Origin of the sequence: Dactylosporangium sp. NPDC049525 (assembly GCF_040676755.1) — a bacterium.
In the GTDB taxonomy this organism is placed as follows: domain Bacteria; phylum Actinomycetota; class Actinomycetes; order Mycobacteriales; family Micromonosporaceae; genus Dactylosporangium.
Genome location: NZ_JBFAPO010000080.1, coordinates 17,900 through 40,738, shown reverse-complemented (window position 1 = coordinate 40,738; position 22,839 = coordinate 17,900). Strand labels below are relative to the sequence as shown.

19 protein-coding genes are annotated in these 22,839 nt (G+C 74.7%); 8 read left to right on the top strand and 11 right to left on the bottom strand.

What is annotated here, in order from left to right; all coding sequences use genetic code 11:
* From AB0K00_RS52165 to AB0K00_RS52155, 3 genes are all read right to left on the bottom strand, one after another.
* Nucleotides 1-2,768 (bottom strand): FtsK/SpoIIIE domain-containing protein (locus tag AB0K00_RS52165; protein WP_363538316.1); only part of this gene is annotated, 2,768 nt, incomplete at its 3' end.
* Nucleotides 2,769-2,780: 12 nt separating this feature from the next.
* Nucleotides 2,781-3,038, bottom strand: a complete 258-nt coding sequence (locus AB0K00_RS52160; RefSeq protein WP_327009878.1) for a WXG100 family type VII secretion target — start codon at nt 3,036-3,038, stop codon at nt 2,781-2,783.
* Between the two features lie 100 nt (nt 3,039-3,138).
* The gene (locus tag AB0K00_RS52155) at nt 3,139-3,810 is read right to left on the bottom strand and encodes a hypothetical protein (protein ID WP_363538315.1); all 672 of its coding nucleotides are present in this window, start codon (nt 3,808-3,810) and stop codon (nt 3,139-3,141) included.
* Between the two features lie 131 nt (nt 3,811-3,941).
* On the opposite strand from AB0K00_RS52155, the gene AB0K00_RS52150 reads away from it, so the two are divergent.
* Nucleotides 3,942-6,653 carry a PASTA domain-containing protein gene (locus AB0K00_RS52150; RefSeq protein WP_363538314.1) on the top strand — a complete coding sequence of 904 codons (2,712 nt, stop codon included), beginning with the start codon at nt 3,942-3,944 and terminating at the stop codon, nt 6,651-6,653.
* Between the two features lie 47 nt (nt 6,654-6,700).
* On the opposite strand, the gene AB0K00_RS52145 is transcribed toward AB0K00_RS52150, so the two are convergent.
* The 5 genes from AB0K00_RS52145 to AB0K00_RS52125 all read right to left on the bottom strand — a co-directional run bounded on the left by AB0K00_RS52145 (nt 6,701) and on the right by AB0K00_RS52125 (nt 11,164).
* Nucleotides 6,701-7,354 carry a hypothetical protein gene (locus tag AB0K00_RS52145; RefSeq protein ID WP_363538313.1) on the bottom strand — a complete coding sequence of 218 codons (654 nt, stop codon included), beginning with the start codon at nt 7,352-7,354 and terminating at the stop codon, nt 6,701-6,703.
* Nucleotides 7,355-7,461: 107 nt separating this feature from the next.
* Nucleotides 7,462-8,295, bottom strand: coding sequence for a hypothetical protein (locus tag AB0K00_RS52140; RefSeq protein WP_363538312.1), 834 nt, complete (start codon nt 8,293-8,295; stop codon nt 7,462-7,464).
* Nucleotides 8,292-9,185: a hypothetical protein gene (locus AB0K00_RS52135; RefSeq protein WP_363538311.1), complete on the bottom strand. Its 894-nt coding sequence runs from the start codon at nt 9,183-9,185 to the stop codon at nt 8,292-8,294. The genes AB0K00_RS52140 and AB0K00_RS52135 overlap by 4 nt, the downstream gene beginning before the upstream one ends.
* Complete coding sequence (locus tag AB0K00_RS52130) at nt 9,182-9,523, bottom strand: hypothetical protein (RefSeq protein ID WP_363538310.1); 342 nt, start codon at nt 9,521-9,523, stop codon at nt 9,182-9,184. Before AB0K00_RS52130 ends, AB0K00_RS52135 begins: the two co-directional genes overlap by 4 nt.
* 78 nt (nt 9,524-9,601) lie before the next feature.
* Entirely contained in the window at nt 9,602-11,164 is a 1,563-nt protein-coding gene (locus tag AB0K00_RS52125; protein ID WP_363538309.1) for a methyl-accepting chemotaxis protein, read from the bottom strand.
* 164 nt (nt 11,165-11,328) lie between these two features.
* On the opposite strand from AB0K00_RS52125, the gene AB0K00_RS52120 reads away from it, so the two are divergent.
* Nucleotides 11,329-11,892, top strand: a complete 564-nt coding sequence (locus AB0K00_RS52120) for a hypothetical protein (protein ID WP_363538308.1) — start codon at nt 11,329-11,331, stop codon at nt 11,890-11,892.
* A gap of 434 nt (nt 11,893-12,326) precedes the next feature.
* On the opposite strand, the gene AB0K00_RS52115 is transcribed toward AB0K00_RS52120, so the two are convergent.
* On the bottom strand, nt 12,327-14,627 hold the full coding sequence (locus tag AB0K00_RS52115) for a hypothetical protein (protein WP_363538307.1): 2,301 nt from the start codon (nt 14,625-14,627) through the stop codon (nt 12,327-12,329).
* Nucleotides 14,628-14,756: 129 nt separating this feature from the next.
* Between AB0K00_RS52115 and AB0K00_RS52110 the strand changes: the two genes are divergently transcribed.
* Nucleotides 14,757-16,103, top strand: a complete 1,347-nt coding sequence (locus AB0K00_RS52110) for a fibronectin type III domain-containing protein (protein WP_363538306.1) — start codon at nt 14,757-14,759, stop codon at nt 16,101-16,103.
* 22 nt (nt 16,104-16,125) lie between these two features.
* Here AB0K00_RS52110 and AB0K00_RS52105 read toward each other — a convergent pair whose 3' ends face one another.
* Both AB0K00_RS52105 and AB0K00_RS52100 read right to left on the bottom strand, forming a co-directional pair.
* A complete protein-coding gene (locus AB0K00_RS52105; protein ID WP_363538305.1) occupies nt 16,126-16,785 on the bottom strand; it encodes a response regulator transcription factor in 660 nt (219 codons plus the stop codon).
* A gap of 5 nt (nt 16,786-16,790) precedes the next feature.
* Nucleotides 16,791-17,975: an ATP-binding protein gene (locus tag AB0K00_RS52100; protein WP_363538304.1), complete on the bottom strand. Its 1,185-nt coding sequence runs from the start codon at nt 17,973-17,975 to the stop codon at nt 16,791-16,793.
* Between the two features lie 85 nt (nt 17,976-18,060).
* On the opposite strand from AB0K00_RS52100, the gene AB0K00_RS52095 reads away from it, so the two are divergent.
* From AB0K00_RS52095 to AB0K00_RS52075, 5 genes are read left to right on the top strand one after another with little or no spacing between them, the layout of a single operon-like run.
* A complete protein-coding gene (locus AB0K00_RS52095; RefSeq protein WP_363538303.1) occupies nt 18,061-18,594 on the top strand; it encodes a hypothetical protein in 534 nt (177 codons plus the stop codon).
* Entirely contained in the window at nt 18,558-19,625 is a 1,068-nt protein-coding gene (locus AB0K00_RS52090; RefSeq protein WP_363538302.1) for a peptidoglycan-binding protein, read from the top strand. Before AB0K00_RS52095 ends, AB0K00_RS52090 begins: the two co-directional genes overlap by 37 nt.
* Before the next feature lie 2 nt (nt 19,626-19,627).
* Nucleotides 19,628-20,350, top strand: a complete 723-nt coding sequence (locus AB0K00_RS52085) for an ABC transporter ATP-binding protein (RefSeq protein ID WP_363538317.1) — start codon at nt 19,628-19,630, stop codon at nt 20,348-20,350.
* The gene (locus tag AB0K00_RS52080) at nt 20,343-21,572 is read left to right on the top strand and encodes an ABC transporter permease (protein ID WP_363538301.1); all 1,230 of its coding nucleotides are present in this window, start codon (nt 20,343-20,345) and stop codon (nt 21,570-21,572) included. The genes AB0K00_RS52085 and AB0K00_RS52080 overlap by 8 nt, the downstream gene beginning before the upstream one ends.
* A gap of 36 nt (nt 21,573-21,608) precedes the next feature.
* Entirely contained in the window at nt 21,609-22,793 is a 1,185-nt protein-coding gene (locus AB0K00_RS52075) for an MFS transporter (protein WP_363538300.1), read from the top strand.
* The last annotated feature ends 46 nt before the right edge of the window (nt 22,794-22,839 follow it).

Sequence of the window (22,839 nt, the reverse complement as noted above, 5' to 3'; positions counted from 1 at the left end):
CCGGCCGCGGCGGCCCGGATCGCCGCGACGAGGTCGGTGAGGTCGGTCGGGCCCGACGGGTCCGCCGCGGCGGACACCGGACGGGGGCGGCCCAGGTCGTCGACGCGGCGCAGCGCGACGCGGACCGGCGGGCCCGCCTCGGCCGTGCCCGGCCGGGGCCCGCCGACGCGGGCGGCCTGGAACTCGGTGAGCTCGCCGTGGCCGGTCCGCAGGAACGCGCGGCCGGGCCGGCGGTGCGGGATGCGGGCGGCGTCGGGTGCGTCGATGACGTCCTGCGAGTCGGCGACGGACGTGACCCGCAGGCTGATGCGCAGGTTGACGTTGGCGCGCAGGTCGGCGGTGACCACGCCGCCGGGCCGCTGGGTCGCGAGGATCACGTGGACGCCGAGGCTGCGGCCGCGCATGCCGATGCCGACCACCCCCGGGACGAACTCCGGCAGCTCCTCCACCAGCGACGCGAACTCATCGATGATGATGACCAGCCGGGGGAGCCGGGCCGCGGTGCGCGCCCAGTAGTCCTCGATGTCGGTGGCGCCCGCCTCGGCGAAGAGCGTCTCCCGGCGGCGCAGTTCGGCGGCGAGGGAGTCCAGGGCGCGCTTGGCGAGGTGCCCGTCGAGGTCGGTGACGAGCCCGACGCAGTGCGGCAGCTCGGCGCAGGCGGCGAAGGCGCTGCCGCCCTTGTAGTCGACCAGCACGAACGTGAGCGCGTCCGGGGTGTTGGCCAGCGCGAGCGACGCGACGAGGGTCTGCAGCAGCTCGGACTTGCCGGCGCCGGAGGTCCCGGCGATCAGGGCGTGCGGGCCGTCCCGGCGCAGGTCGACGGTCACCGGCCCGGCGGTGCCGGTGCCGAGCACGGCCGTGGTCGACCGGCCGTCCCGGGAACGGCCCCAGCCGGCCTTGACGGCGTCCGCGTCGATCTCGCCGACCAGGTCCAGCAACCGCACACGCTCGGGCAGCGCGGTGTCCGCGCTGTGTTCGCCGAGCGGGCGCAGCGCGGCGAGCGCCCGGGCCGCCGCGGCGGCGGCCGGCAGGGTCAGGCCGTCGACGAGCACGTCGGGCTCCGGTGGGTGCCCGCGGCGGCGCAGCATCGCCCGGGAGCCGGTCCCGTCGGTGCCGACCAGGGTGGCGCCGCACTCGTCGGGCAGCGACGGCTCGTCGGCGTCGAGGCAGATCGCGTGGACGCCGGCGGCGGGCCCCGCGGCGAGCAGGCCCGCCAGGCCCGGCAGGTCGCGCAGGCGGCGGGCGCCGTCGAGCACGACCAGCATCGTGCGGCCCGGCGGCGGGCCCTGCCGCAGCGCCAGCCGGCGCTCCTCGATCCGCTCGTCGACGAGCCTGCGCAGCTCGGCGAGCCGCGCGTCGGCCTGTGTCGCGTCGGTGGCGACGAGCCGGGCGCAGTCGGCGGCCAACGTCGGCAGGGTGTGCGGCAGCCACGTCACCCAGTCCCAGTCACCGGCCGCGTCCCGGCCGGTGAGCAGCACGATGCCAAGATCCGCGGGGGAGCGCAGCGCCGCCGCGTGCAGCAGCAGGGCACGCGCGACGGCGAGCGTCATCGGTCTGGGACCGGCGACCCCGAGCACCCCGGCGTCGGCGAGGTCGACGCACACCGGTACATCACGGACCACCGGAAGCTCCGGCAACGGTTCGTCGGCCGTCGGCTGGTCGGCCCGCAGCAGCAGGCGGGCCGGCCGGTCTTGCAGGCCGAGCCGCAGGTGCAGGGCGTCGGCGTCGGTGCGGCGTCGCTGCCACAGCGTGGCGGCCGGCGCCAGCGTGCGGGCCACCACCTCGGTCGGGTCGGGATGGGCGAGCCGGGCCGCGATCTCCTCCGCCGTGGCGGCCGCCGCCAGCGCCGCCTCGAAGCCGGCCGCCGCGGTCGCGTGGGCGGCCATCGCCCGCCGGTGGTCGCGCCGCCCGTGCCGCCGGTCCTGGACCAGGTTCGCCAGCGCCAGGATCGGTGACATGGCCATCATGAGCAGCAGGTAGATGGCGTACCCGCCGGGCGGCAGCACCAGGTACAGGGCGCCGCAGACGACGGCCGGGGCGAGCGTGGCCAGCCACGGGAACCGGAACCCGGTCGGTGGTTTCGGCGGCGTCGGCACCACCAGTTCCGGCAACGCGTCCGGCGGTGCGATCCGCGGCGGCCGGTTGATCAGGCGCAGACCGTCGGGGCCCGGGGCGGACTCGGCCGGCCGGCGGTCCGGGCGCCGCACGGCGAGGACCGAACCGCCGATGCCGAGCACCCGCCCGGCCTCGTCGACCTCGAGGCGGGCCGGCCCGGTCAGGCGCCACCGGCCGAGCCGGATGCCGTTCGTCGAGCCGGGGTCGGTGACGGTGGCGGCGCGGCCGTCGCGCTGGGCGTGGACCGTGACGTGCGTGCGGCTCACCTCCGGGTCGGGCAGGCGCAGGACGTTGCCGTCGCCGCGGCCGACCGTCACCGTGCCCGCCGGGGGCAGCACCGCCGACAGGCCGCAGTGCAGGCCGCCGACGACGGCCACCTCCGCGGTGCCGGCCGCCGGTGTCCGGGCGGGACGGACCCCGCCGCCGGACACGGCGAGCACCGCGCCCGGTCGCAGGCCGCACGCCGACAGCGGGGCGTCGTCGCTCAGCCGCGCCCGCCCGTCGAGCAGGACGGGCCCGGCGGCCGGTGCGGCGGTGGTGAGGGCGAGGTCGGTCAGGGCGCGACGGAGGTCGGCGACCGTCGCCGAGGGCTGCGCGGCGACGACCACCGGCACCTGTTCCGCGCCGGTGTCGACCACCAGGTCGAGGTCCACTGTGGGCTGTGGTCAGTTCGCGGCGTGGTCGATGGCGACCTTGCGGCGGTCGACCTCGTGCGAGGCGTTCGTCAGCTCCCGGGCCAGCGCGTCGAGCGCCGGGCGGAACTGCGACTCCCACGCGTGCCGGAACCGGTCGGAGGCGCCGCCGGTCCACGTCGTGGTGCCGATCAGCGTCGTCAGGGCCCGCTTGAGGTCGTCGACCTCGCCGCTGCAGGTGTGCAGCCGCCGGGACAGGGTTTCCAGCTGGGAGAGCTCGGCCTTGATCATCGGGGTCCTCCTGGGTTCGGTTTCGGACGACCCGAACCTAGGCGCCGCGGCACCGGCCCCGATATCGGAAGCACTCCCCAATCGCGCGGCCAGAGGCCGATTACAGGCCGATCCGCACGAGGTCCGCCGGGGTGATGATGCGGTTGGTGAGCACGTACTCGGCGAGGCCCTGCAACGCGGTGAAGCCCTGCAGGTTGGGCACGCCCGCCTTGGTGAGCCGGGCCCGCAGGTACTCGATCCGCTTGATCAGCGTCGTGCGCTCCCAGCCCAGTCGCTTGGCGGCGGCGCCGTAAGGGCGGGGGACCGGGTCGTAGCGGTCGCCCTCCAGCAGATAGCCGGCGAACATCGCGACGAGCGCGAGACGGTCCGCGTCGTTGACGACCACGCCCGCCCCGGCAACCGTCGGCAGGCCGGTGACCATGCCGTCCTCGCCGGGGTCGGCCGGCTCCGGCCCCGCCAGGACCAGCTCGTGGCTGCCGAGGGAACCGTCGACGAGCACCCGGATGCGTCCCTCGACGGGGTTGCGCTCACCGGGGCCGAGCACCCGGCGCAGCCCGAACCGGTCCACCAGCGCCAGCGGCCGGCTCCCGCTGCGGTTCGTGACGAACCAGACGTCGCCGACCTGCGTGACCTGCCCGGCGATCCGGGAGATCCCGCCGTCCTCGGGGTGCAGGCAGACGGTGCAGCTGGTCGCGCGACCGAACGTCAGCGTGCCCCCCGCGGGCACGCTGTGCGTCACTCCGGCCTTGCTCGTGACCACAAGATCCGCCACGGCGCTCCCTCCGCATTGGGGACGAGTTGCCAATGCACCCGCCTGACGCACTTTGTAACCTGTCGGGGCACGCGGCACCAAGCGGCGAAGGGTTTTCCATGCCTCAATGGCTCCGCACCATCCTCCTGCGCATGCCCCGACGCATGCCCCGACGCCCGGTGACCCGGGTCGGCAGCGCATTGCTGACCGTCGCGGTCGGCGCGGGTACGCTCGCCGCCGGGCTCGGCGTCGGCTACACGGTGACGCAGCCCGCGCTCGGCGACGGCTCGGCCTTCCTGGCCCGCGGCCACACCGTGGTCCACGTCAACGGCGAGTCCGGCCGGTCGGACGCGGAGGTCGCCATGCAGCTGGCCACCGGATCGGAGGAGCTGCAGACGGTGCGGCTGCCCGACGGCCGGCTCGCCGTGGTGAACAAGAAGACGGGCACGGTGACGTACCTCGACGCGGCCACCCTGACGCCCGGCGGCGCGCCGGTCCCGGTCACGCCGCCCGCGGCCACCGCCGCTGCCTCTACCGCTGCCGCTGCCGCGTCCTCGAAGCCGACCGGTCAGGCTTCGGCGAAGCCGACCGCCAGCGCGTCCGCCGCCACGAGCCTGCCGCCCGCCGCTGGGCAGGTCGAGCCGATCGCCACCAGCCGCGACGGGTATCTGGTGAACACCGCCGACAACACCGTCACCGTGATCCCCGGGCCCGGTCAGCCCGCCACCGCGCCCGTCCGCGTCGCCGACGGCATCCTCGCCGTGGTGCCCGCCGGCGAGTCCGCCTGGGTCCTGACCGGCAAGGGCGACGTCATCGAGGTGCTGGCCGGGCAGGCGAAACGCACCGTCCACCTGGGCGAGGCACCGGCCGGGATCACGGTCGCCGACGGCCACCCCGTGGTCGTGACGCAGCCGGGCAGCGCCTACACCGTCGACGGTGACGCGCCCCGGCTGCTCGGCCCGATCGGCGTCACCGGCAACAATCTGCTCACCGGATCGTGGCGCGGCGCCGGGCGGTACGCCATCGCCGTTGATCCACGCTCGGGCAGGCTCGGCGCGCTGGACCCGCGCACCAGACACCTGACCACCGTGGACCTGCCGCTCACGACGGGTGCCCAGCTCGGCGCGCCCGTCGTCCTCGACACGTGGGCGTACGTCCCCGAGTACACCAAATCGGTCCTGCTGCGGGTCAACCTGAAGACCGGCCGCGCCGAAGCCAAGCCGCTGGAGGTGCCGGGCCGCAAGGGCCGCTTCACGCTGGAGGTCACCGGCGGGCGGGTGTGGGCCAACAACCAGTACGACCAGCGTGCGCTGCTCGTCGACGCCGACGGCCACGAACACTACGTCGACAAGGGCGCCAGCCCGGACGTGACCGACTCCCAGTCGCAGAACACCGGCGACACCACGACCGGCCAGGGCGGGAACCCGGGCGACACCGGCTCGCAGCCCGCCCCGGGCGGGACGCCGTCCACGGAGAAGGTCGCCGTGCCGAGCTTCGCCGCGGGCACCAACTACAAGGACGCCTGCGCGCGGCTGGTCGAGCTGAAGCTGCGCTGCGGGCCGGTCGCGGACGGCACCAGCGGCGGCGCCACCGGCAGCGTGAAGGGCACCGACCCGCCGGCCGGCACCCAGGTCCTGGTCAATTCCCGGGTCGTCGTGCGATACGTGTCGCCGGTGCGGACACCCACCCTGGCCGGCCTGTCGCGGTCCGACGCCTGCCGGGCCGTGCGGGCGGCCAAGCTGACCTGCGCCGAGCGCCCCGACCGGACCGCGCCAGTCGCCTCGCCCGACCTGCTGGAGCGCGTCACCGCCCAGAACCCGGCGGCGGACCGGCCCGCCGACCGCAACGCCACCGTCACGATCACGTTCCCGGTGACGATCGCGCTGCCGGACCTGACCGGTCAGACGCAGGGCGAGGCATGCCAGCGGGTCCAGCAGTACAAGATGCGCTGCGTGGTCGTCGTGGGTGTGCCCGCCACCCGCGCGGGCCAGGTCCCCGGCGCCGTCTACGGGCAGAACCCGGCGGCCGGCACGGTCGCGGCCACCGGCGACACGGTCACCGTCACGGTCTTCGCCGGCGACGCCACCGTCGGCACCTACACCGGCCTGCCGATCGACGCGGCGTGCGCGGCGGTCGAGGCGGACGGGTTCGCCTGCGTGCGGGCGGTCGGTCGCAGTGCCGCGGGCACCGGTCAGCAGCCCGGCGTCGTCTACGCACAGAGCCCGGCACCGGGCACCGTGCAGCCGGTCCGGCGGCCGGTCACCCTGACCTTCTACAGCTCGGACACCACCCTGCCCGACGTGACGAAGATGGCCCCGGACGCGGCCTGCGCCGCCCTGGCCGCGCAGGCGCTGGACTGCGCGCGGGCCGAGGAGCCGAACCCCTCCACGAACGTCGTCTTCAGCCAGGACCCGCCGCCCGGCACCGTGCCGATCGGCACGCGGGTGACCATCCACTACTCACCCTGGGGCCTGGTCAACTACTGGATCTACCAGCACAACTCGTTGAACGTCTGGGTCCTGCGCGCCGAGGGCAACATCCCGGCCGGCTACGGCCGGCAGCAGTTCCAGGTCGGTCTGGCGTACGCGCCGGGCACGGCGCTGCCGGGCGGGCTGGCAATCCACGGCTTCAGCTGCACCACGGGCGGCACGAGCTGCAACGGCATCTCCACCAACCACTTCTACTCCCGGGTCGAGTCCTACCCCGGATTCGACCGCTCCGAAGCCGCCGTCTTCTTCGACTGCGCCCGCGGCGGCAGGGCCATCTACCGGACCTGGAACGCCGGCATGCCACGGTTCTACGGCATCACCAGCCAGCCACCGGCCGACCCGTCACTCGGGGAGCTGCTCGGCTGCGTGTGGTGAACGGGCTCGAGCCCCGCTCCGGCATCGCCCGGGGCGGGGCTCGTCGTTCACCGCACCACCGGCGAGGACCCGGCCGTGCCACGCCGACCTTGCGGGCCGGAGAGGCAGGCGGCGATCCGCAGGGCCAGGGCGTCGCCCCAGGTCTTCGCGTTCGCCTTCGCCTGCGCCAGGTCCGGGGTGAACAGGACAGGGCGCCCCAGCTGGACCCGCGCCACCAGGTTGCCGTCCCACCACGCCACCTCGTACCTCAGGTCGCCTCGCAGGTCGCCGCCCGCCGGCCGGGTGGGCTCGGTCAGGCTCCAGTAGCCGTGCGGGCCGACCTTCGTCCACGTGCCGAAGCCGTGGGAGGTCGCGGGCGCCGAGGCCGCCGGGGTGGCGGCCGGTCCGGCCAGGGACTGGAACGCGGGCTTGGCGCCGGTGGTGACGCCGTCGAAGACGTCCGCGGTCGCGGTCACGGTCCAGGGCTCCCCGTAGAACCGCAGCGACCAGGTGCACCGCAGCTCGACCTCGTCGATGTCGACCCGCCGCGACGCCGGCTCCGCTTCGACCTCCGTGACCGCGGGATCGAACGGCGTGAGCCCCACCGCCGCGCAGAGCCCGTCGGGCGGCACGACGTAGTGCCCCGGTTCGCGCCCGCCACATCCGGCCGCCCCGGCAAGCAGCGCCACCATCATCAGCAGCCTGCCGGCTGTCCTTCGCATCGACATCCGTCAAGGCTGGCGGGCGGGCAGCCTTGCGGTCCAATACCGGCTGCGGTCCCTGCCATAAGTTGCGCTTATCGCCGTCCGATGACGCCGGGCCGGCGCGTTCAGCCGGCCAGGGCGGCCAGGAGGGCGAAGACCTCAGCCGGGGTGATCGCCACGACACCGACGCAGCCGCCGGTCGGGTCTGCTTCCGCGGCGTCGGCGGCCAACGGGCCGGGCAGCTCGTCCAGGACGCGGAGCAACGGGAATGCGGGCCCGCGGTCGACGACCTCCAGGGTCCCGGCGGCCGAGACGTGCGCCGCCGACCAGTCGCCGTCGGGTTGCGTCATGTCGCCGCGGCCGACGAGCCAGTCCAGCCGCCAGCGGGCGAAGCCGTCGAGGTCGTCCCGCGAGCCGAGCGTCAGCTCCACCCGCTCCGGAGCCGGGCGGGGCGACAGGCCCACCGCCTCGGCGAGCAGCGCGGGCAACGTCGACGCCGGCACCGGCACCGTCGCACCGCATTCGGCGACGGGGCCGCACCGGCGGGCGGTGAGCACCGCGCCGTCGAGCTCCAGCCAGGCCTCGGCGAGTGGTACGCCGTCCCGATCCGGATCCCCGGCGCCCGGACGTGCCCGGCGACCCGCCATCGCCCGCCGGGCGGCGGCGCGGTCGGTGAGGTAGCGGTGCATGGGCGAGACCCAGCTGAACACCGCCCCCTCGCGGTCCAACCGGGTCTCGACCACGATGCCCTCACCGTCAGGGGCGGTCGCTGCGTGTACCAGATGCACAATGCGACCCGAGGTCTCAGCGTGGATCGCTCGCACGGCGGCGAAGCGTGCGGCCAGGCCGGCCGTCGCGTCGGCGACGATGGCGGCCAGCGGCGCGGTGCGTGCCACGCCGGCGGGCAGCGCGACGCGGACGACCGCGGCCGGACCCGGCATGCGCTCCCAGTCCGTCACAGGCCCACCAGGTTGCCGGCGCCCTCGATCGCGCCCTTCGCCTTGGCGCCGGCGCCCTTGACGACCGACCCGGCCGCATCGCCCACGGCGTCGACCGCGTCGGCCGCCGCGTCGCCGACCTTGTCGGAGATGTGCAGCTTGCTGTCGGCGAAGCCCCACGCCATCCCGGCCCCGAAGCCAATGACCGCGCCGGCGGGACCACCGGCGGCGGTGCCGAACATGGCCGCCGCGGCCGCCGAGCCCATGGCGCCCGCCCCACCGGCCACGGCCGCGTCCGCCGCCACCGAAGCCGCGGTCCGAGTGACTTTCTGGGTGTTGGTGAGGTACGGGTTGCGAAGGTTCGAGTAGCCCGTCACCGCCGCGTCGACACCGACGAGGGCCCGTCCCGCGCCCCGGCTGAACGCGCCGAGCTTCCCCGCCGCGCCGGCGCCCTTGGTCGCCCCCTTGAGCCGCGCGTACTCGGCCCGGAACGCGTCCCAGGTCAGCGGTCCGCCGCCGCCACGCAACTGCCGGAACACGCCACCGAACGCGGTGCCGGCCGCGCCCGCGCCCTTGAGCTCCGGGATCGAGAACGACTTGGCGTAGAAGGTCAGCAGCGGCAGGCTGAACCCGGCCGCCTGCAGGGCCGGCGACTCGGCGAACTGCGCGGCGGAGACGCGGCGCAGCAGCTCGTCGGGGATGCCGTCGAGCCGCCGCGCGGCGGTGCGCAGCTCCCGCTCGGCGGCGGCCACGGTGTGCCGCACCCGCGCGCCGATCGCCGGTGGCACGCCGGCCGGCATGTCGATGCCGCCGAGGCCGGCGATCGCGCTGTCGAGGGTGTCGAGGAGCGCCGTGACGGCAGGGATGGCGACCCGCATCGCCGCGGCGTCGACGGTCATGGTTGCGCTCATTGCTCGGCCAGCTCCATTCGCCACTTCGCCAGCCGCCACTGCCGTTGATCGGCTTCGAGCGTGTCGGCCGCCCGCTCCAGCGCGTCGGCGCCGGCCCGCACCTCACCGGCATGCCGGTGGGCGGCGGCAGCGGCGCCGGTGAGCTGGGCCCGGATCCGCGAGGCGGCCGGCGACCGCCACCCGCCGATGCTCGGCTGGGGCACCGCCCCGAGCGTTCCCGCCACCCGCCGCAGGGCGGCCGCGGTGGCCCGGATCGCTTCGGCGTCACCCGCCGGATAGGCGCCCAGACCGGGCACGGAGCCGCTGGTCGACACCTCGGAGAAGCTCATCTGCCGCACAGCTCGACGCTAGGCCCGCACCGGTCCCGGGAAAATGGGAAGCCCTCGCCATGGCCGCGCCGGACGCGGACCCGTTGGCTACAGCCGGAACTGGCCGACCAGGCGGCGCAGGTCCTCGGACATCGCGCCCAGCTCGGTGACGGCGTCCTGGGTGGCGGTGACGCCATTGGTGGTGGTCGTGGTCGCGTCCGCGACGCCGGCGATGTTGCCGGCGATCGTCTCCGCGCCGACGGCGGCCTGGGCGACCGAGCGGCTCATCTCCGCGGTGGTGGCGGACTGTTCCTCGACGGCGGAGGCGATCGTCGCCTGGTACTGGTTGATCTCCTCCACGACCTCGGACATCCGGCGGATGGCCTGGGCGGCCGCGCCGGTGCCGGCTTGGATCGTGGTGACGCGTTGCCGGATGCCCTCGGTGGCCTTCGCGGTTTCCTGGGCCAGGTCCTTGACCTCGTTGGCCACGACGGCGAAACCTTTCCCCGCCTCTCCGGCGCGGGCGGCCTCGATGGTGGCGTTGAGCGCGAGAAGGTTCGTCTGCTCGGCGATCGCGGTGATGAGCTTCAGCACGGAGCCGATTTCCGTCGACGACTCGGCCAGCTTGTCGACGGTCTCGTTGGCGGCGGCCGCCTCGCGGACCGCACCGGAGGCGACACCGGCCGCGTCGGCGGCGTTGCGGGCGATCTCCTGGATGGCGACGCCCATCTCCTCCGCACCCGCGGCGATCACGTTGACGTGCCGGGACACCGCGTCCGAGGCGGTCGACGCCTCGGTCATCTGCCGGCTGGACGCCACGGCGGCGTTCGAGATCCCCTGGTTGACCTTCTCAAGGTTGCGGGACGCGCCGGCCAGCGCGTGGGAGCTGCTGCTCACCTCGACGATCGAACCGTGGATGCTGTCGATGGCGTTGTCGAGGGCGACCGCCATCTGCCCGATCTCGTCGCGACCGGTGACGCCGGAGCGGCTGGTGAGATCGCCCTGGGCCAGTGCCTCGATGACGTTGCGTACCCGGCGGACGGGACCACTGATCGCCCGGATGACCGGTACCGACAGCAGCAGGAAGAACAGGATGCCGATGGCGATCACGCCGATGGTCGACCAGCGGGCGGTGGCCTGGGCCTCCCTCATCGTGGCGCGTTCCCGTGCCACCTGCGCGTCGATCGCGTCCTGCAGCGCGCCGAGCTTGTCGTCGACGGCGTGGTTGCGTTCGGCGACCTCGGGTTCGCGGGCCCGCACCGACGCCTGGTCCCGCTGGGCGTCGCGGACGAACGTGTCGATGAACGTGTTGAAGGCGAGCGCGTCGGCCTTGATGTCGTCGACGTCCTGGCGGATCGCGGGCGGCAGCTTGATCTGGTCCAGCTCGGCGATGGTGTCGGTGACCGACCCGAGGTCGTCGGGCAGGTCCGCGATGATCGCCGCGATGTCGCCCTCGGCAAGGGCTCGGTAGGCGTCCACCTTGAGCTCCGCCTCGCGGGTGTCGAGGTGGTGCATCAGGCCACTGGCTTCCTGCAGGTCACGTACGATGCGGGCCTGATCGGTCAGCTTCAGCTGCGCGGCGATGCCGGTGGCGCCGGTGACCGCGGACACCACCACTCCCGCGGCGCAGAGCACCCCGATTTTCTGCACGATGCCGATATCGGCGAACATGCCCACGTGCGCACCCCCGATCCCACCGTCCTGCTCCCTAGCAGCTACATCGGCGGCACGGGACCGGTACTGAGCGCGAACCACGAACAGCACCGGAAAATGTCCCGGCAGCACACCTGACGGCGTGGTTGCGGAACGCCGGGGTGGTGCGCTGGAGTGGCGGGATGAAGGAGGCCGACACGGAACTCGTTGCGCGGCAGGCGGCCCTGCAGGCCGACGGCGCCCGGCTGCTGGCCCGGCTCGATCGCCTCGGTCCGCTCGCGCCGACCGGCAGCTTCGTGTCCGGCCTGATGGTGTGGCGCGATCTGGACGTGATGCTGCTGGGCGGGCCGTCGTTCGGCCCGCGCGACGTGCTGGCGCTGCTCGACCGGGTGGTCGACCTGCCCGACCTCACCGGCTTCGACTACGTCGACGAACGCGGGGACCGTTCCCCGACCGGGCAGCGACGCGACGAGCGTTTCCACGTGGCGCTGCGGGTCGGTGCGTGGCGGGTGGACCTGTCGATCTGGCTGCACGACGACCATGCGGATGTGACGGCGTACCACCGAGGGCTGGCAGCCTCGCTCACCGGCGAGCAGCGGCTGCGGATCCTGCGCATCAAGGACGTCTGGCATCGGCGCCCGGAGTACCCGGACGAGGTGAGCGGCTTCGAGATCTACACCGCCGTCCTCGAGCACGGCGTCGCCACACCCGAGGAGTTCGAGGCGTGGCTCCGGCCACCGGCCTGACGGACCGGCCGGCGCCGCTGCGGGCGTCACGGACCCGGGCGAGCAGGTCCTCCGCCTCGCGGGTCCGGCCGAAGTAGACACCGGCCCAGCGCGACGTGTACGCGGTGAGGCCCGGCCACGGGTTGCCGTCGCTCCACACGGGACGGTGGATGCCGGCCCGCCGGACGTCCCACGCGGCCTTCACCCCGACGGCGACCAGCAGGCCGGCGCCGATCGCGGGGGAGTAGGTCGCGATGGGCTGCAGCGCGGCCGGCCAGTGCGACGGGTCGCCGGTGATCAGGTTGGTGATCAGGCCCATACCGGTGCCGAGCAGGAAGGTCCCATACCCCGTGCCGACCCACCGGCCCATGCCCGTGATGGTACCGGCCGGCAGCCACCCGGTCAGACCTCCGACGGCGGGTCGCAGCACCCGCCGGGTGCCCGGCCGGCTCGGGTCACACCGGCGGGTCCTCGCCGGCCAGCAGCGCGACGACAAGGTCTGTGAGCGCCGGATCGGCGAGGGGCACGGCGGCGAGGAACTGGGGCGTCTCCGTCGGCCGGGTCGCCAGGGCGTGGGCCAGCGCGGCGCGGCACCGCTGCGGATCCATGGCGGCCCAGGTGCGGACGCATGCGGCGATCGCGCGGTCGGTGCCGGCCGCTCCGCCCTCGCGGGACAGCAGGCAGGCGAACGCCTCGCCCGCGACCTCCCGGGCGCGTGCGGTCTCGCCGGCGCGCTCGTACGCCTGTGCCCGCGCCGCAAGCGCCGGCGCCCGCTGGTCCGGGCGGGCCTTCGCCAGCCGCTGCAGGAGGGCGTCCGCGCGGTCCGGCTGGTCCAGTTCGGCGGCCGCGACGGCGAGCGTGGACAGTTCCCCGCTGATCGCCGCGGGCACGGCTCCCGACCAGTTGAGGCTGGCCTGGACGCCGAGGTCGATCAGGGACCCGACGACGTCCGCGCGCCCCCGGGCGGCGGCGACGGCGGCGAGCGCGGCCACGGCGTCCGCGATCGGCGGGGCGCCGTCCGTCACCTGCCGCACCACCGGCTCGAGGTCGCCGCGGATTCCGTCGAGCGCCGGCATCGACCAGCCCGCCCGCTCGGGCGGCCGGGCCAGCCGGCAGAAGTCGTCGACCAGCGGGCTGCCGGCCCGCAGCGCCAGGAGCGCGACCCGGGTCGCCGGGTCCGGGCCGAGCATCCACACCCCGCCGGGCGCCGGCGCCTCCCGGTCCAGCTCTGCGGCGCGGGTGAGCAGCTCCAGCGCCGTTTCGAAGCGGCCGGCCTCGGCGGCGCCGGCGGCGGCCTTGCGCAGGTGCGGGGCGCGGAGGGCGGGCTCGACGAGTTCGTCCACAAGAGACAGCCGGCCGGTGCGCCCGGCCGCCTCGGTGAGGGCCGGCAGCATGCGCGCCCGCAGGTCCTCGTCGTGGCCGGCCGAGGCGATCGCCAGCAGCGGCTGCGCCTGGTCCAGACGGCCCACCTCGGCAACCGCCCCGGTCAGCGCCAGGAGCTCCCAGAACGGCAGCCGGGTGCGGCTCATCGCGCGCAGGATCCGTTCGGCCGGCTCGGGTCGTCCGGCCTCGGCCAGTGCGACGACGAGGTCCAGCCGCGGCTCGACCTGCTGGCGGCGGGGCCGCGGGTCGGCCAGTGCCAGGGTGCCGGCCTGGTCGAACAGCGTGCCGGCGCGCTCCTCGTCGCCGGTCTCCGCCGCGGCCTGGGCCAGCCGGGTCAGTGCCGTCAGCCGGGCGTCCGGGTCGGTGACGTGTTCGACCAGTCCGGTCGCGGCCGCCCGGTCGCCGAGCAGCTCGTGCACCGTGGCCAGGCGGACCAGCAGCTGGTGCTGGCTGCCGTCGTAGCCGAGGCGGCGGACCGCCCCGCCGGCGACCTCCAGGCACCGGCGGGCCCGCTGCGGCTCGCCGACGCGGGCCGCCGTCGCGGCCACCTTGGCCAGCGCGAGCAGCGCCTCCCGCAACCGCAGCTCGCTCATGCCGTGCACGACGGTGCCGTCAGCCTCCGGCACCGTCAGCAGCCGGCCCGCGGCCGTGTCGAGCAGCCGGCCGGCCGCGTCGCGGTCTCCCGCCGCGGCGGCGGCCCGGGCAAAGCCGGCGTGGACGCGTGCCGTGTACGCCGGGTGGCGCGGGTCCGGGAACGACCGGACCGCCGCGTTCACACCCCGGACCTCGGCCGACGCGAACGCGATCAGCGACAGGTAGTACGCCCGCATGCCGGCGTCGCGCAGCCCGTCCAACTGGCCCTCCGCCTCGGCGACGAGCTTGCGGGCGTGCCGCCGGTCGCCGATCGCGGCGTACGCCTGGGCGACCTTCGCCAGCGCCTCGGCCCGCCGGTCGGTGTCCGTCCCGCCGGACGTGCGCCGCAGCGCCGTCTCGGCCTCGCGCAGCAGGTCCCGGGCGAGGCCGGGGCGGCCCAGCCGCGCGGCGGCCCGGCTGAGGACCGTGCGGTCGCGGGACGTGAACCAGTCGAACCCGTGCTGCCGCGCCGGGTCGCGGGCCGCGTCCAGCATGCGCCGGAACCGCTCCGCGTCACCGCCGGCGGCGGCGACCTCGGCCAGCCCGGCGTACGCCTGAGCCGCCGGGCCGATGTGTTCGGCCAGGAACTCCGCCCGGCTCCAGTCGCCGAGCCGCGCCCACGCCACCGGTATCGCCGCCGGATATCCGTAGCTGCGGTCGGCGATGAGCTCGATCTGCCGGTAGTTGCGCATCGCCAGGATGCACGCCTCGCCCAGCTCGCGTTCTCGGCCCCCGTCCATCGGAGCACCGTACCGCTGCGCCCGCCCGCACCATCCGGCCGCCGACGGGTCGACGGTATCGCTCCATACATCGTTCTGTGATGACATACCTTACGCACGGTCACATGAGGACGAGTGCGGGGGACAACGATGCGCGACGCCGGTCAGATCTGGCGCGCCGCGACTGCGGTGGGACTGGTACTGGGCACCGCAACCGTGCTCGTCGCGCCGCCTGCGGTGGCGGCACCCGTCAACTACGACATCCTGATCACGCCGGGGAACGGCGGCGGTCAGGACATCGCCTACACGGTCCCGGCCGGCGTCTGCGCCATCGCCTGGAAGGTGTTCGGCGGGTCGAACCTCGCCCCGTCCGACGCGACCATCAACGGCACGTTCACCGGCACCGGCAGCGGGAAGATCCTCGGCCAGTACACCGCCTGCCCGACGGGCCCGGTCACCCCGAACGCCGGCCCGCCGGACGCGCCGACCGCCCTCACCGCCGCGGCCCGCAACGGATCGGCGACCCTGACGTTCACGCCCGGCGCGGACAACGGCAGCCCGATCACCGGCTACGAGTACAGCCTCGACGGCGACACCTGGCAGACCTTCCCGACCGCTGACGGCGCCGCCGGCACCCGCAGCGGCACCGTCACCGGCCTGAGCAACGGCAACCAGGCCGCGATCCGGATCCGGGCCCGCAACGCCGCCGGCCCGTCACCGGCCACCGCCGCGGCCACGGTGACGCCCACCGCCCCGCCCGCCGCACCCGCGGGGGTCTCCGCGGTCGCCGGTACCTCGTCGATCACCGTGACCTGGACGGCGGCCCCGGCCGGCGGTGCGCCGGTCACCGGGTACACCGCGATCGCCAGCCCCGGCCCGGCGACCTGCTCCACCCTCGTCAGCGACCCGGCACCGACCAGCTGCGTGCTCGGGGCCGAGGCCGGCGTCACCTACACCATCACGGTCGTGGCGAACTCCGCGTCCGGCGACTCACCGCCGGCCGGACCGTCCACCGCGGTCGTTGCGGCACCACCGGCCGCGCCCGCCGCGCCACCGGCGACCAATCTCACCCTGACCACCGACAAGGGCCGCATCAGTACCGCCGAGCCCGGCCAGCAGATCGTCGTGATCGGCACCGGCTTCGCGCCGCACTCCACCGCCACGATCACCATCTACTCGACGCCGGTCAATCTCGGCACCGTCATCACCGACGCCGACGGCAACTTCAGCAAGCCCGTCACCGTGCCGGCCTCCCTCGCCGACGGCACCCACACCGTCCTCGCCCAGGGCGCCGCCCCGGACGGGTCGCTGCGCTCGATGGCGCTCGCCGTCACCGTCGACACCACCAGCACCACCCTGGCCGTCACCGGGCACAACCTGACCGGCCTGGCCCTGGCCGGGCTGACCGCGCTGCTCGTCGGCGCCGCCATGCTGCACCTCGCCCGCCCCGCCCGGCGCTACCGGCGGGTCCTGCCGTTCGGGGTCGCCCACAGCTGACCCGATGCCGGCCCGCGTCCTCTCAGGCCATGCGGTAGCCGCGGCCGACGACCGTGACGATCGGGTCGGGGTCGCCGAGCTTCTGGCGCAGCGTCTTGACCGTGGTGCGCACGGCGGTGGTGAACGGGTCGGCGTGTTCGTCCCAGACCCGGTTGAGGAGGTGCTCCGCGCTGACGACCTCGCCGTCGGCGCGCAGCAGCTCGGTGAGGACGCCGAACTCCTTGCGGGTCAGGGTCACCGGCCGGCCGCCGCGGCGCACGTCGTGGCGGCCGACGTCGACGCTGAGGTCACCGTGGCGCAGGACGGTCGGGATCCGGTTCGGCGCTCGCCGGCCGAGCGCGGTCACCCGCGCGATGAGCTCAGCGAACGCGAACGGTTTGGCGAGGTAGTCGTCGGCGCCCAGGTACAGGCCCTCGACCCGGCTGTCGAGGGACGCGGCGGCGGTCAGCATCAGGATGCGGGCCGGGGAACCGAGCCGGATGAGTGCCCTGGTCACGTCGTCGCCGTGCAGGACGGGCAGGTCACGGTCGAGGACGACGACATCCGCGGCCACGTCGGTGACCCGGCTGACGGCGGCGGCGCCGTCGTGGACGACGTCGACGACCATGTCGTGCTCCCGCAGGCCGTCGGCGATCAGCTGGGCGAGGACGGTGTCGTCCTCGACGACCAGTACCCGGAGCACGGCGGTCACCGGCCCGGAACGGCGACGGTCACGGACAGGCCCCCGCCGTCGCGCGGGACGAGGGTCCAGGTGGCGTCGTGCGCGGCGACGACGGCCTCCACGATCGCCAGCCCCAGCCCGGCACCCGACGCGCCGGTCCGTCGGCCCTCGCCCCGCTGGAACGCCTGCCGCAGCGCCGGCAGCTCGGCGGACTCCACGACCGGCCCGGTGTTGTCGACGCGCAGCCAGGCAGTGCCGCCGTCGTGCCCGGTGTCGTGGCCGGCGTCGTGACCGGTGGTCAGCCACACCTCGCCGCCGGCGACGTTGTACCGGGCGGCGTTGTCCAGCAGGTTGCGCAGGACCAGCTCCAGCTGCACCGGGTCGCCGGTGCAGCGCGCCGGCGCGAGCCGGTGGTGCAGCCGCGGGGCGTCCGGCGGCCAGGCCGCCACCGCGCCGGCGGCCACGGTGGCCAGGTCGACCGGCTGGCGCACGGCACCGCGCTGCGTCTGCGCCAGCTGCAGCAGGCTGGTGAGCATCGCGTCGCTGCGCGCGGCGGCCGTGGCGACCGTCTGCAGCGCCTGACGGTACTGCTCCTCGGTGCGGACCGGGCGGGACAGGGCCATTTCCGCGGCGGTGCGGATGATGGTCAGGGGCGTGCGCAGCTCGTGCGAGGCGTTGGCGACGAACAGCCGCTGCCCCTGGAACGCGAGGGCGAGCCGGTCGAGCATCGCGTCGAACGTGACCGCGAGGGTGCGCAGCTCGTCACGTGGCCCGTGCAGCCCGATCCGGGCGTCCATCGCGTCGTGCGACAGCGCCGCGGCGGTGCTGGTGATCTGCCGCAGCGGGCGCAGCGCCCGGCCGGCGACCAGCCAGCACAACACCAGCGAGACGACGGCCAGCGCGACGAAGACGCCCCCCGTCTCGAACACGATCGTGCGCAGCGCGTCGCTGCGGGCCGTGGTGGTGGCCATTTCGACCGCCGTAGCGGGCTGCGGACTCGCCTCGATGACGTTGCCGGTGCCGGTGCCGGTGCAGATGGGCGCGATGGCGGTGCTGTCGGCGACGGTGAGGTCGGCGACCAGGGCGTCGCTGGCGCTGAAGAACTCGCGCCGCACGAACAGGTACATCAGCGTGAGCACGACAGCGCCGGTGCCGGCGAAGACAGCCGCGTACCAGAGCGTGAGGCGACCGCGGATGGTGAGCCTGGTCATCCAACCATTGTGGTCTCAGCCAGGTGGCGTCCGTGTGTGGTCGGGCGACACGCTGCCGCCACCGCCGGGTGCCGACGATGGCCGCATGATGAAGCTGAAGATCCTGGTGCCGGCGTTGGCGTTGGCCGCGGTGCTGCTGACCGGTGCCGGGGTGTGGCTCGTGGTCGGCGGGCCCGGCGGCGGGAAGGCCGACCCCGGCGCGTCGGCCGGGACCGATCAGGAGCAGGCGTTGAAGTTCGCGCAGTGCATGCGCGACAACGGCGTCGACATGCCTGACCCCGGTGACGGGAACATCGTGACCGGTGCCGGCGGGGACGGCTCGGGTCCGATCGGGGGTGCGGACGCGGTGGACCTGGACGCCGACGGTGCGGCGTTCGAGGCGTGCCGCAAGTTCCTGCCCAACGGCGGGGAGATGCGCAAGCCGACCGCGGCGGAGCTGGAGCAGCAGGTGCGCTACGCCCAATGCATGCGGGCCCACGGCATCGACTACCCGGACCCCACCGCCGACGGCATCCAGCAGCTGCCCGGCATCCCGGTGGACGACCCCGGCGCGATGCAACGGTTCGACGACGCCGCCCGCGCGTGCGACGCCGCGAACAGCCCGGCGCCGAAGCGATGAGCCGGCGCATCGTCGCCGGTGTCATCGGCGGTGCGGCCACCGTCGCCGTGGCCGTCCTGGCGACCCTCGGCTACGGCGGCCGCGGCCACGGAGACACCACACCGGCCGCGGCGCCGCCGAAGACCGCGCCGGTCACCCGTTCCACCCTCGTCGACGCGATCCGCCTCACCGGCAAGCTCGGCTACGGCGCCGCCGAACCGTTTGCCGGGCGGCTGTCCGGCACCCTGACCAAGGTCCCGGCGCCGGGCACCGTGCTGCGACGGGGCGACGTCGCCTACCGCGTCGACGACCAGCCGGTGGTCGTGCTGCTCGGCGAGCTTCCCGCGTACCGGGACCTCGCCGTGAACGTCAAAGGCCCCGACGTCAAGCAGTTCGAGGAGAACCTGCGCGCGCTGGGCTACCGCGGCTTCACCGTCGACACGGTCTTCGACAGCTCGACAGCGGTCGCCGTGAAGCGCTGGCAGCAGAAGCTCGGCCTGGCCGAGACCGGCGTCGTCGAGCTCGGCCGGGTCACCTACGTGGCCGCACCGGTCCGGGTCGCCGAGCAGAAGCAGCACGTCGGCGAGCAGGCGGCGGCCGGCACGCCGGTACTGACGACGACCGGCACCACCCGCACGGTCGCCGTCGAACTCGAGAGCCGGCAGGCCGCCGTGGCCAAGGTCGGCACCAAGGTCCAGGTGCGCTCCGCCGCCGGGAAACCGGTCGAGGGCAGCATGACCGCGGTGACCACGTCGCAGGACGAGGGCCAGCGCAAGACCGTCGTCACGGTGAGCGTGGCGGACCAGTCCGCACTCAGCGGCGACGACGGCGACACCGTCGACGTCACCGTCGTGCGGGCCGAGAAGAAGGACGTCCTGACCGTGCCGATCGTGGCGCTGCTGGCCGTCGGCGACGGCTACGGCGTGGAGGTGTTCAGCGGCGGTGCGCGAAGGACCGTGCCGGTCACCGTCGGCATGTTCGCGCAGGGGCGCGCCGAGGTCAGCGCACCCGGCCTCGTCGAGGGCACCCAGGTCGGGGTGGCCGGACAATGAGCATCCTGTCGCTCGTCGACGTCCGCAAGGAGTACCCGGGCGGCGTCGTGGCCCTCGACGGCGTCTCGCTGGACGTCGACGCCGGCGAGCTCGTCGCGATCGTCGGCCCGTCCGGCTCCGGCAAGTCGACCATGCTGCACCTCGCCGGCACGCTCGACCGCCCCACCAGCGGCCGGGTCCAGGTCGCCGGGCACGACATCGCCGGGCTCCCGGACCGCCGGCTCGCCGGGCTGCGCGCCCGCACCATCGGGTTTGTCTTCCAGCAGTTCCACCTCGCCACCGGCGTCGCCGCGCTCGACAACGTCGCCGACGGCCTGCTGTACCTCGGGGTCCCGCTGCGGCAACGCCGGGAACGCGCGCGGGCCGCACTCGAACGCGTCGGGCTCGGGCACCGCCTGACGCACCGGCCCCACGAACTGTCCGGCGGCGAACGGCAGCGGGTCGCGATCGCCCGCGCGGTCGTCGGCACGCCGCCGCTGCTGCTGGCCGACGAACCGACCGGCAACCTCGACACCGCCGCCGGCGCCGGCATCCTGCACCTGCTGCGGGACCTGCACGCCGCCGGCACCACGGTGCTGGTCATCACCCACGACCGTGACCTGGCCGCCGGCCTGCCACGGCAGGTTGTCATGCGCGACGGCCGGATCACCACCGACACCCACACCGACGCCACCGGCGGGCGCACACCGGCCGTTGCCGCGCAGGCCGGAGGCCACGATGCATGACCAGCGATCGGCCCGGCGGCACGCGGCCGACGAGCTGCGTCCGACCCGGCTGCGCCCGCTGGACGTGGCCCGCGTCGGCGCGATCGGCCTGCGCACCCGCCCCGTCCGCGCGGCACTCTCCGCGCTGGGCATCGCCATCGGCATCGCCGCGATGGTCGCCGTCGTCGGCATCACCGCCTCCAGCCGGCTCGACCTGGCGCAGCGCCTCGAGCGGTACGGCACGAACCTGCTGACCGTCACGCCCGGCGTCGACCTGAAGGGGGAGCAGGCGCGGCTGCCCGCCGAGGCGGTCGACATGGTCGCCCGCATCCCCGCCGTCGAGCACGTCTCCGCCACCGGCGCGGTCAAGGCCGCGGTCTACCGGACCGACCGCGTCCCGGCGACCAACACCAACGGCATCGCCGTCCTCGCCGCCCGCACCGACCTGCGGGCCGCCGTCGGCGCCACGCTTGCCGACGGCGCCTGGCTCAACCCGGCAACCGAACGCACCACCGCCGTCGTGCTCGGCGCCACCGCCGCCCGGTACCTCGGCATCCGCACCCCCGGCCCCGACACACGGGTCTGGCTCGGCGGGCAGTGGTTCACCGTGATCGGCGTCCTGGCCCCTGTGCCGCTGGCCGCCGAGCTCGACAGCGCCGTCTTCGTCGGCGCACCCGTCGCCCGCGACCAACTCGGCTTCGACGGGCACATGACCACCGTCTACACCCGCATCGCACCCGACGCCATCGACGACGTCCGCGCGAAGCTCGGCCGTACCGTGAACCCTGAACACCCCAACGAGGTCCGCGTCGAACGCCCGTCCGACGCCCTGCGGGTCAAGGCGGCCACCGACCGCACCTTCACCGCGCTGCTGCTCGGCCTCGGCGCCGTCGCACTGCTCGTCGGCGGCGTCGGCGTCGCCAACACCATGATCATCTCAGTGCTCGAACGCCGCGGCGAGATCGGCTGGCGCCGCGCCCTCGGCGCCACCAAGGGCCAGATCCGCATCCAGTTCCTCACCGAGGCGATCCTGCTGTCCGCGCTCGGCGGCGCCGGCGGCGTGCTCCTCGGCGTCGCGATCACCACCGGCTACGCACTCACCCAGGGCTGGCCCGTCACCGTCCCCGGCTGGGCCCAGGCCGTCGCCGTCGGCGCCACCCTCGCCATCGGCGGCATCGCCGGCCTCTACCCGGCCATCCGCGCCGCCCGCCTCGCCCCGACCGAAGCACTCGCCCTCCCATGACCCCCCGCCGGCACGTCACGCAGATCGACGCCGGCGATGACCTTCCCCGACTGCCGCCCTGCCGCCCACGGCGGCCTGCACCTGTACATCGACGCCGCCGTGCCGCTGCTGGCCGCCGCCATCACCCGCGACCCGATGCCGGTCGCCGGCATCACCATCGCGGCGGAGCTGCCGTCGCTGCTGGTGCGGTGCGCCATCGCCGCCCTGCTGGCGGTCGTCGGGTTCACCGACGCCACGCACATGGTCCTGCTCGTCGCCTTCGTGCTGGCGCTGGGGGTCTGCGAGGTCCTCTTCGACGTGGCCGCGCCGACGATCCTGCCGCGCATCGTCGGCAAGGACCAGCTGCCGCGCGCCAACGCCCGGCTGTCCGCCGTGGAGCTGAGCACCAACGAGTTCCTCGGGCCGCCGCTGGGTGGTGTGCTGTTCCGGCTTGCGCCCGGCGTGCCGTTCGTCCTCGACGCGCTCAGCTTCGCCGTGAGCGCCGCGGCGCTGCAGCGCATCCGGGGCGCGCTGCGGGCCGAGCACGCCGGGGAGCACACCGGGAAGCACGCCGGGGAGCAGGGCGGCACCGGCGTGCGCCGCATGCTGCGCGACATCGCCGAAGGCGGTCGCTGGCTGCGGCACCAGCCGCTGCTGATCGGGATGACCGCGGTGGTCACGTTCATGAACCTGGCCCGGGCGATGACCCTCGCGGTCTTCGTGCTCTACGCACTGGAGCCGCTGCGCCTCGGCGCGATCGGGTTCGCGGTGCTGAGCAGCGCGGTCGCCGTCGGCGCGGTCGCGGCGACGTTCGTCGCGGACCGCCGGGGTTGGCGGCACGTCGGCCCGATCATGCCGGCGTCGGCGATCGGCCACGGCGCGACCACGGCCGCCATGGGCCTGACCTCGAACCCGTGGGTCGCCGGCGCGGCCAGCGCGGGCTGCGGCTTCGCCACGATGACGTGGAACGTGCTGTCGTCGTCGGTTCGTCAGACGGTCGTGCCGGACCGCCTGCTGGGCCGGGTCGGCAGCGTCAACCGCTTCGTCAGCCGGGGCAGCCTGCCGATCGGCGGGCTCTTCGCCGACTGGCACGGGCTACCGGCGCCGTTCTTCGCCGGCGGGCTGGTCGTCGTCGTCGCGGCGCTGGCGGCCTCGCGGCTGCTGCTGGGCATCGGTGCGCTGCTGAAGGAGCAGCAAGAAAGGAACAGCAAGACCGGGGGCCGATGGCCGAAAGCATACTGAACTAATATGATTTTCGAGTCGGAGGTTCGTAGCTGAGCGAGGGGGC